General features: G+C 38.4%; 7 protein-coding genes and 1 tRNA gene. 5 read left to right on the top strand and 3 right to left on the bottom strand.

Annotation, left to right across the window (positions count from 1 at the left end):
- Positions 1–1368, bottom strand: a 1368-nt coding sequence (locus LPAF129_RS03465) for an Eco57I restriction-modification methylase domain-containing protein (RefSeq protein WP_244054764.1), incomplete at its 3' end; no start/stop codon positions are given.
- A 187-nt stretch (positions 1369–1555) separates the two neighbouring features.
- Here LPAF129_RS03465 and pglZ point away from each other — a divergent pair.
- Together pglZ and brxL are read left to right on the top strand one after the other, a co-directional pair.
- Positions 1556–4045: a BREX-1 system phosphatase PglZ type A gene (gene pglZ, locus LPAF129_RS03460; RefSeq protein ID WP_244054763.1), complete on the top strand. Its 2490-nt coding sequence runs from the start codon at positions 1556–1558 to the stop codon at positions 4043–4045.
- A 13-nt stretch (positions 4046–4058) separates the two neighbouring features.
- Positions 4059–6098 (top strand): protease Lon-related BREX system protein BrxL, encoded by a 2040-nt coding sequence (brxL, locus tag LPAF129_RS03455; RefSeq protein WP_244054762.1) that lies wholly within the window; start codon positions 4059–4061, stop codon positions 6096–6098.
- A 42-nt stretch (positions 6099–6140) separates the two neighbouring features.
- Here the strand turns inward: brxL and LPAF129_RS03450 are convergent, their stop codons facing one another.
- Together LPAF129_RS03450 and LPAF129_RS03445 are read right to left on the bottom strand one after the other, a co-directional pair.
- The gene (locus LPAF129_RS03450) at positions 6141–6983 is read right to left on the bottom strand and encodes an NAD(P)H-hydrate dehydratase (protein WP_244054761.1); all 843 of its coding nucleotides are present in this window, start codon (positions 6981–6983) and stop codon (positions 6141–6143) included.
- 14 nt (positions 6984–6997) lie between these two features.
- Entirely contained in the window at positions 6998–7894 is an 897-nt protein-coding gene (locus LPAF129_RS03445) for an alpha/beta hydrolase family protein (protein ID WP_244054760.1), read from the bottom strand.
- A 215-nt stretch (positions 7895–8109) separates the two neighbouring features.
- Here LPAF129_RS03445 and LPAF129_RS03440 point away from each other — a divergent pair.
- The 3 genes from LPAF129_RS03440 to LPAF129_RS03430 all read left to right on the top strand — a co-directional run bounded on the left by LPAF129_RS03440 (position 8110) and on the right by LPAF129_RS03430 (position 9085).
- Positions 8110–8194, top strand: a tRNA-Leu gene (locus LPAF129_RS03440).
- Between the two features lie 264 nt (positions 8195–8458).
- Positions 8459–8653 carry a type II toxin-antitoxin system HicA family toxin gene (locus LPAF129_RS03435; RefSeq protein WP_244054759.1) on the top strand — a complete coding sequence of 65 codons (195 nt, stop codon included), beginning with the start codon at positions 8459–8461 and terminating at the stop codon, positions 8651–8653.
- Positions 8654–8701: 48 nt separating this feature from the next.
- Positions 8702–9085: a type II toxin-antitoxin system HicB family antitoxin gene (locus tag LPAF129_RS03430; protein WP_244054758.1), complete on the top strand. Its 384-nt coding sequence runs from the start codon at positions 8702–8704 to the stop codon at positions 9083–9085.
- The last annotated feature ends 16 nt before the right edge of the window (positions 9086–9101 follow it).

The following is a 9101-nucleotide window of genomic DNA, read 5'->3' as shown; positions in this document are numbered from 1 at the left end:
AACTAAATCTTCCATTTTTGTACCATTCACAAAATCTTGAATTAAATTATCTGAGGCCCAGTACGCTATTGGGCTACTCGGAATATTAACGAATTTTGCTTGATTTGAACGATTATACCTATTGCCAGGAATTGGTAAACTTTGTGGTATTTTACCAACAGCATCTTTAGTTTTAACTTGATGGTATGTTCCATCAAAGTTCGCAATGTGCATATTCCTAAAGATTGTTACAGCTGTACCGAACGCGATACCCATTACATTATTTTCCATATGCATTAAATTGGAAATCGTATATTTATTGAGTTGATTGATTCTCATTTTTTCAAAACTCGATAGGAACATCCAGGATTGCATCGTTACCATTGAGTTATACCCACCAGGCAACATTTTTTTGTTCCATCTCTCAATAAACATCGCGAATAAGTCAGATTTGGAATTTGGATAATTCTTCTTAGCAAAGTCAGCCAAAGACTTATTCATTCTTGACGACCCCATGTATGGTGGGTTTGCAATAATAACATTATATTTCTGTTTCAAAATTAGACATACGCGTAATTTAGTCTGAATTTGATTTCTTAATTCAAGTAAGTTAAAAGATAATTGTTGATCTTGTTGATTATCTATCATATCTAAAGATTCTTGAATTAAATCTAAATTTAGCGAACCTGTATCTAATAATGATCCAAGTTCTGCTCCATTTTCAAATAATTTAAACATTTCAGTTATGGAAGCCAAGTGTTTTGAGTCCAAATTATCTGGTAATATTCCCGAATTTTCAAGTTCAGTTACACTGTTAGTAGAAATATAAAACAAATTAGTACTTTGAAGTCGTTTAAAAGCACGTCTATAGTTACCGCGATACTTCATAATGACCGCGAAATATGCTAACTGGAAGGCCCGACTATCTATATCTAATCCAAATAAATTATTCTCGATTATACTGACAGCACTATCATTTGAAGTATAACCTTCAGATTTATATAACTGCATTAGTAAATCGAAAGCATATACTAAGATGTGTCCAGATCCCATTGCTGGATCAATAACTTTAATACTTTTTAATGTGATATCTGCTAGATTTTGATCTACAGATTTTACTTCTATTTGGACATCTTCTTTTTGTGTAGCATCAGTCATGTAATATTTCCAACCAAATTCACTTGCGATTTTTTCTTCCGTACGTTCATCACCGGATACTAAAAGATGCTTGATCCAATATTTACCTAGTGAATTTTGAACCATATATTTTACAATCCAATCAGGAGTGAAAATTTGCGTTGCGCTGGCTATTTGTGTATCACGATATTTTGCAGATTTCGGTAGACTGATTACTTTAGCCTTGGGTTCTTCATTGTAGTACTGGTACAACCACCCAATGATTTCGACTTGGCCTTCTTTTTCAACGTCGAAATATTCTTCGGGGACGTCGGTGACTAGGTCTTTGATGACACCTGAATTATACTTGGGTGTGAACGATATTTTGAATTTCAGAATTTTTATCGATTGTGATTTATGGTAAAGTAGAATAGATATGAAACTAAGGGGAGTGAACGAAGTGGCAGTAAATGTAGGTACAGTAATAACTAGGCTTAACCAAGAATTTGAAAGTCAAAAAGTGATTTTTTGGTATGATGATAATGCTGAATTTAATGAGAGCATTCCTGAAATTGAAAGTAATATTGATGCCACTGTTTGGCAGTTACATAAAAGTGAACAATTTAAAACTAAGTTGTTTTTAGAAGAACATCGGGATACTAAATATTTGATTTATGCGCCATTTGCTAAACCAGCCATTGAACAGAATCTCTTAACCGATATTGAAAAGTATTCTGGATCATTCACAGCTGATATTTATCAGTTAACGTTACACGATGCTGGTTTACCGATTGAACAGTTACAATTTGTGAAGGAGCACTTTAAGTTCTTTAAAAGTCAAGAACGCATTAAAGCTTTTCAAAAATATCGTGATGCACGGGTTAACCAGACCCCAGAGTTTGGAGTCATTGCCACAATTTTAAAGCTCAATCGATTACAGCTAAACGAAATTTTATTTAAACTGTTTAATGGTGGACTAGATGGTAATAAATATTTGTCAGAGTTCCAAAAATATGGAGTCAGCGAATTCTTTTGGAAGTTAATGAACCGAGAATTTGGGTATGTAACTGAAGAAAATAGTTTAGTACATTTATTGACTGCTTTGTTCTTGAATTATACCTATGCGGAAATGGAAGTTGACTTTCCCAAGGAATTAGAAAACTTTAAAATGGAACAAATCTCCAATGTTGTTGCGTTCATGTCAGATTTTTCTGATTCTTATGGGGCGCATGAAGATTTTGAAAAGTATGCTGCTGAAATTTGGGACAAAGCTAATTTACAAAAGCATTTGCGGAAAGTTTCTCAAGAAGCGTTGCAAAAGATCAATTTCTTTGCTGGAGTTGATCAGATGATCTTAACGACTATTATTGAGCGAATTCAAGCTAATGATCTGAATGCCAGATTGGGTGGTAAAGAATTAGGAGAAATTTGTGCTCAAAGAGGGGAAAAGTCTAAACATCGTAATGCTGAGTATCAGTTACTAGAAATTGGACTTAAAGTGTTACAGGCTAATTTTGTTCCGTATGATTCAATGGAAAATGCCATTGCTAGATATATTACTAGTGAATATCAAGTTGATACATTATACCGTCAGTTTGTTTCGTTATACGTTAAGGTGGGTGATACTGATACTTATCAAGCAGTCAAGGTCTTAGTTGAACGACAATATATTAACCAGCACTTAAATCCTTCAATCCAGTCTTGGAATGATTGCTTTGATTATGATTTAATTCCTCGTTCTAAACGACAATTGAATTTTTATCGCCATCAAGTTGCACCTGAGACTAATCGAGTAGTGGTTATTATTTCTGATGCTCTACGCTTTGAACTAGCGAAGGACTTACAAGATAGACTTGAACAAAATGATCGCATCTCCACTTCAATGGATTATTTGTTAACCAATTTGCCATCGGTAACTTATATGGGGATGCCATCGTTATTACCACATCGTCAGGTAGAGCTGATGGAAGACAAGAAAATCTTGTTAGTTAATGGTCAGCCAGCTGATAATCGGGAAAAGAGAGAAAAAATCCTGCAAGAGCACAATGAAGATAGTGTGGCTTATCAGTTAGATGACTTGAAGAAATTAAGTAGTACACAATTGAAACAAAAGTTTGCTAATCAAAAAGTTGTCTATGTTTATCATAACCAAGTAGATGCCGTTGGCGATAACGCTAAAAATGAGGACGAGGTTTTTAAGGCCAGTGCTGAGGCAATTAGTGAAATTGATAAACTAATTGAATCCTTGAGAACAATTAACGTTGCACATGTCATTGTCACTGCTGATCATGGCTATATTTATCGCGAAGAAAAATTATCTGAAACGGATAAAATTGATTTAGAAAGTACTCAACCAGTCATGAAGTCCTTGCGTTATGCAATTACTGCCGAAAAAATTGACGAAATTGGTGTTGGCTGCGTGCCATTAAGCACTGTTTTAGGGAATGACGATCCAAGATATGTGTACTATCCTAAATCAGCTAATGTGTTTAAAGCGAGTGGTTCTAACAACTATGTCCATGGTGGTTCATCGTTACAAGAAATGGTGGTCCCTGTCTTGGATGTGAAAACTTCTTCGAATAAGTCGCAAGCAGAGTATGTCGAACTTAAACTAGGTAACTCTAGCAAGCGAGTCACGGGGCTGACAGTGCCAATTCCGTTGATTCAAACTGCACCTATTAGTGATAAGGTGTTGCCAGCAGATTACCGAATCTACTTTATTGATGACCAGGGAAACTTAATTTCTAACCAAAAAACGGTCAAGGTTAATTCCACTGCAAATGATGTTGGAAAACAGCAACAACAGATTCAGTTAACTCTTCGGAGTCAAACTTATGACCGGAGTAAAGCCTACCAATTAGTCATCGAAAATACTGATTCAGGGGAAAAGACTTTTGAAAAATTCGCCTTTGATATTACGATTAGTAATGATTTTGGCTTTGACTTTTAGAAAGAGTGATTAAATGTCTGAAATTGATGCAACATTATTAAAAAAATTAGAAGAAAATTTTGCTGGTCGGTTTGTCCGAAAAGACTTAACTGCTCGAATTAAAGAAGGGGCCAATGTTCCCACCTATGTGTTGGAATATTTGTTGGGGATGTTTGCGAATAGTACTGATGATGAGGTGATCGAGCAAGGTGTTCAACGAGTCAGAGCAACATTAGCTAATAACTATGTGAGGCCAGATGAAGCTGAGAAGGTTAAGGCAAAAATTCGTGAACGTGGTTCCTATACGGTGATCGACAAGGTAACAGTTCACTTAAATACCACTAGAGACCGTTATGAAGCCTCGTTTAGTAATTTAGGAATCAGGGAAGTTGTTACTGATTCTAAGTACCCAGAAGAATATGAACGCCTTTTATCTGGTGGTATATGGTGTATTGTTCGACTAAGTTACTTTTTTGAAGAAGAGAGTGGCAATTCACCATTTATTTTGGAAAAACTTGACCCAATTCAAATTGCTGGTTTGGATATGCAAGAAATTTATGATGGTCGGAAAAACTTTACGACTCAGGAATGGATGGCAGTGATTTTAAGAACAATTGGGTTAGAACCGCTAGAGTTTACCGAGCGTGAACAACTCTTGTTGATTTTACGCCTGGTCCCGTTTGTAGAGAACAATTATAACCTGGTTGAACTTGGTCCGCGTGGAACAGGTAAATCACATGGCTATAAAGAGTTATCTCCAAATTCGATTCTAGTTTCTGGTGGTCAAACAACTGTTGCTAATTTGTTTTATAATATGGCTCGCCGCCAAGTTGGCTTAGTCGGAATGTGGGATCTAGTAGCCTTTGATGAAGTTGCTGGAATTAACTTCAAGGATAAAGATGGCGTGCAAATTATGAAAGACTATATGGCTTCAGGATCATTTGCACGCGGCAAGGATCAAATTCAAGCACGAGCATCGATGGTCTTTGTGGGTAATATTAATCAGAGTGTGGATGTGATCTTAAAGTCATCTAACCTGTTTGAACCATTTCCTGATGCAATGTCTGGAGACTCGGCTTTCTTTGATCGAATTCATGCATATTTACCAGGGTGGGAAATTCCTAAGTATAAACCAGCTTTTTTTGCAAAAGATTATGGGTTTATTACTGACTATTTTGCAGAGGTAATGCGAGAACTACGGAAGCAATCGTATAGTGATGCCTTTGACAAATACTTTAATTTGGGAGACCAACTTAATCAGAGGGATACAATTGCAGTTAGGAAGACTGTTTCTGGGATGGTCAAGCTGCTTTTTCCAGATGGTATTTATACAAAAGAAGATCTGGAAAAGATATTGTCTTTTGCCCTGGAAATGAGACGCCGAGTTAAAGAACAGTTGAAAAAAATTGGTGGCATGGAGTTCTTTGATGTTGAATTGTCATATAAAGACAAGGAAAGCTTATTAGAAACGATTGTGCCAGTGCCAGAACAAAGCAGTAATACGTTAATTCCCAATGGTCGTCCTAAGGCTGGTCAGATTTATACTGTGGCTTTAGATAGCCAAGCCCGTCGCTGTGCATATTCGATTGAAAGTCAGATGACTGGTGGCAATGGGAAGTTTGCTAAGACCGGAATCAGTGGACATAATGACGCTAAAGAAGCGATGGATAACGCTTATCGGTATCTGAAAAAGAACAGTGGCGAGATTAATGCTAATCTGCACTTGGATCAGCAGGACTTAGTTGTTAATGTTTCTAACATGAATAACTTAGACATGACTAAGGAACTAACTATACCAACCTATATCGCGTTAGTGTCAATTGCACTGAATCGTCCAGCTATTGAAAGTTTAGTAGTTTTGGGTGACTTCACTTTAAATGGGTCAGTTAAAAAAGTTGATAGCTTGGCTGATACAATTCAAGTTGCTTTTGATAGTGGTGCCAAACAAATCTTGCTTCCGTCACAATCATTAAGTGAACTGTCAACTATTCCAGATAATATGCAGAATCAGTTGACTTTCATTCCGTATGATACGGTGGAAACAGCTGCCATTCGAGCATTAGGGTTTAAATAATGTAAAACTCGCAGATCAGTAAATGGTCTGCGAGTTTTTGCGTTATTTACTATGTTCTTTCATGAACTTCTGTAGTCTCTCAATGATATCCGTAGGTAAGACCACATAAGCATCTTCGCTTAGCTCATCGGCGATGGCGCTGTGGGTGTAAACGGCAGCGGCTAGGGCAGATTGCGGATCATCGTGGGCAAACTGTGCCATGAAAGCAGCGATGATGCCAGTTAAGGTATCACCCATGCCGCCGGTGGCCATGTAAGGACCGCCGATAGGAAGACGCATGGTTGGAGTTTGTGGGGCATAAATTTTCGTGTGGTGTTTCTTTAAGACGACAGTTGCTTGATATTCTTCTTGCTTTTGGCGGTTGTTTTCTTCCGTCTGGTCGGCAATCTTGATGCCTGACAATCGTTGCCATTCCATTTCATGGGGAGTAAAGATCAGTTGCCCGTGGGGAGCCATTATATGGAGCTGGTCTTTGACATCTGCTAACATGGTAATGGCGGAGCCATCGATAATTAAGTATTGGTCATCAGTGACCCGGTTCAAGACGATTTGTAAGATATCTGCGGCAAAGTCCTCTGTCCCTAAGCCAGGACCAATCACAATCACAGTGGCACTTTGGATGACGTCGACTAGTGTCGAGTAGTCATGGGAAGAGACAAACATTGCTTCTGGAACAAAGGTGTGGAGAGCACTCAGGTTTTCTGGCGCCGTCACACAGGTCACTAAGCCAGCACCGGCATGGACTGCGGCGGATGTCGACATTAAAATCGCACCACCATACTGCTTGTTTCCCCCAATTGTTACGACTCTGCCGTAAGTGCCCTTATGACTTTGAGTCGGGCGTTTTTTGATTACGGTTAAAATTTCTGCGGTTAAATCTTGCACAAAAAGACCTCCAATCAGTTAGTTAGAAAATCAGACACTTTGGTAATTATTTCTGCATGAATTTGGTTGCGATCCACCCCTGGTGCATCTTGGTACCAGAAACGATCTGCTGGCGCAAAGTTCTTGCTGACAGGTAAAAAGATAAAGTGATCCACGTTGTCTGGCAGTTCATGGTATTGTGCCTGGGGCAAGAAGCGGTGGTAGTTCCGGCCGTTTTCGTCAATTGGCGCGATTTTGTCACCTGCTGCTGCAATGATCAGAACTGGAACATCAACATTGTTAGTTTGCTGTATCGAGCCTAGACCGGTTCCTAAGGCGGGGGCGAGGGCGACGATCTTACTGAAACGTTCATCTTTTAAGTCAGTCGGGACTTCGGCTGGGTCAGCTGCGACAACTTGTTTAGTTAGTTGGCCTAATTCAGGAGCGTCGGCGGTTGCCTTGGTCGAGAGGGTCGCTTCACCATTGGCAATCACTAAGCGCTGGTCAATTTTGACTCCAGCTAGTGCTAAAACAGAGTAGCCACCTAAGGAGAAACCAACTGCTGAGATCTGAGTTTGATCAATTAAATTACCGTACTTTAGGAGCAATTGAGACAAGAGATAGGATAAATCTCTGGGACGTTCCCAGTAGCGTTTAAATTGCTCCGGCAATGGGTTATTAAAGGTATTCCCATAATGGTCGGGTGAGGCGACAATAAAGCCTTGTTCGGCTAGGGGACGTGCTAACCAGGCTAAACTGATCCGGTTGCTGCCTGAACCGTGTGACAGTAAAATTAGCGGGTGTTTTGGCCCATGGTAGGCTTGAGAATCTTTTAAATTCAGTTCATCGCGGTACCAGATCGTGGTTTTAATGGGGCGCTCGTTACGAGTATGGTCAATAAAATTAAAGGTCCGTGCAGTGACATTTGACATGCTAAAAATTCTCCCTTTCTGACAGTTCGTTAGTGTTAGTATAGCAAAAATCCCGCTAGCAGACACACAAAACAAACTGACAGAGTCGTAAGTGGTTAATCCTGACTTGTACTAAAGTTTTAGTGTTGGACGGACTTTAGGGAGAAAGTTCATAAAAGTTCTTTTATTTTAGCTGAATTTATTGTATGATAGTTAAGTACTAATTCTTAGTGCATGCCACTGTGGCGGAATTGGCAGACGCGCAGCGTTCAGGTCGCTGTTTGGGTTATCCAAGTACAGGTTCGACTCCTGCCAGTGGCATAAATTTACTCAACTTACATTTTATATCTTTTTTAGAAGCCTATTGAATTAACGTTTAGCAGGCTTTTTTATTATCATTATAAATTTATTTTAATGGATGTTGTGCTATATAAGACTTGAAATAGCACATTAATTTCTTTGTGTGGTGATACTTTTACAACGTGTTTAGAATGTCTTCGAATTGGTCATCTGATTTTTCTTTGCCATTGATTAATACACACGAATTGTGTATACTATAATCAGATAGCAAAGAGGTGGATGCTTATGCCGATGAAACCTAGGCAGATGGTAAAATTGCTTAAAAAGTATGGCTTCGAGGAGAAATCGCAAAACGGATCATCACATCTTAAAATGTATAATCCTGATACAAACAAGACTGTTATGATCCCTATCCATGCAAAAGAATTTGGTAAAGGCATAGAACATGCAATCCTAAAAGAAGCTGGCATAAGGAAATAATACGTTTCTGGATATTAAAGTTGACTTGAAAATAATGGAGGTAATCATATGGATAAAGGAACAGTAGTCTATCCTGTTATACTAAAGCCGGATGACAAGTATGTGTTTGTACGTGTGCCGGATTTAGCAGGTGGTTATACCCAAGGAAATGATTCATTAGATGCAATCGCTATGGCACAAGATTTAATTGGTAATTTGTTAGAGGACTGTGAAAATTATCCCAGGCCATCTGAACCTCAACAAATAAAGTTAGCCGACGATGAAACATTAGTCTATGTTTCAACGGACATAGCGGCATTTCGGCAAAAATATTCTAAAAAAGTAAGAAGAAATATTTCAATTCCTGAGTATTTAAACAATATCGCTAAAGAAAAGGGTACAAACGTTTCTGAAGTTACTACTGAAGCATTAAAGGCAAAATATGGATTTTAGTTTCCAAAGCCGAGAG

This window comes from Ligilactobacillus pabuli (assembly GCF_022836475.1).
Taxonomy (GTDB): domain Bacteria; phylum Bacillota; class Bacilli; order Lactobacillales; family Lactobacillaceae; genus Ligilactobacillus; species Ligilactobacillus pabuli.
This window is presented reverse-complemented; position numbering and strand designations above follow the sequence as displayed.

Coding starts and splice junctions, on each gene's coding strand:
- LPAF129_RS03430 (WP_244054758.1), top strand. CDS start 8,702: ATGGATAAAGGAACAGTAGTCTATCCTGTTATACTAAAGCCGGATGAC.
- brxL (WP_244054762.1), top strand. CDS start 4,059: ATGTCTGAAATTGATGCAACATTATTAAAAAAATTAGAAGAAAATTTT.
- LPAF129_RS03435 (WP_244054759.1), top strand. CDS start 8,459: ATGCCGATGAAACCTAGGCAGATGGTAAAATTGCTTAAAAAGTATGGC.
- LPAF129_RS03445 (WP_244054760.1), bottom strand. CDS start 7,894: ATGTCAAATGTCACTGCACGGACCTTTAATTTTATTGACCATACTCGT.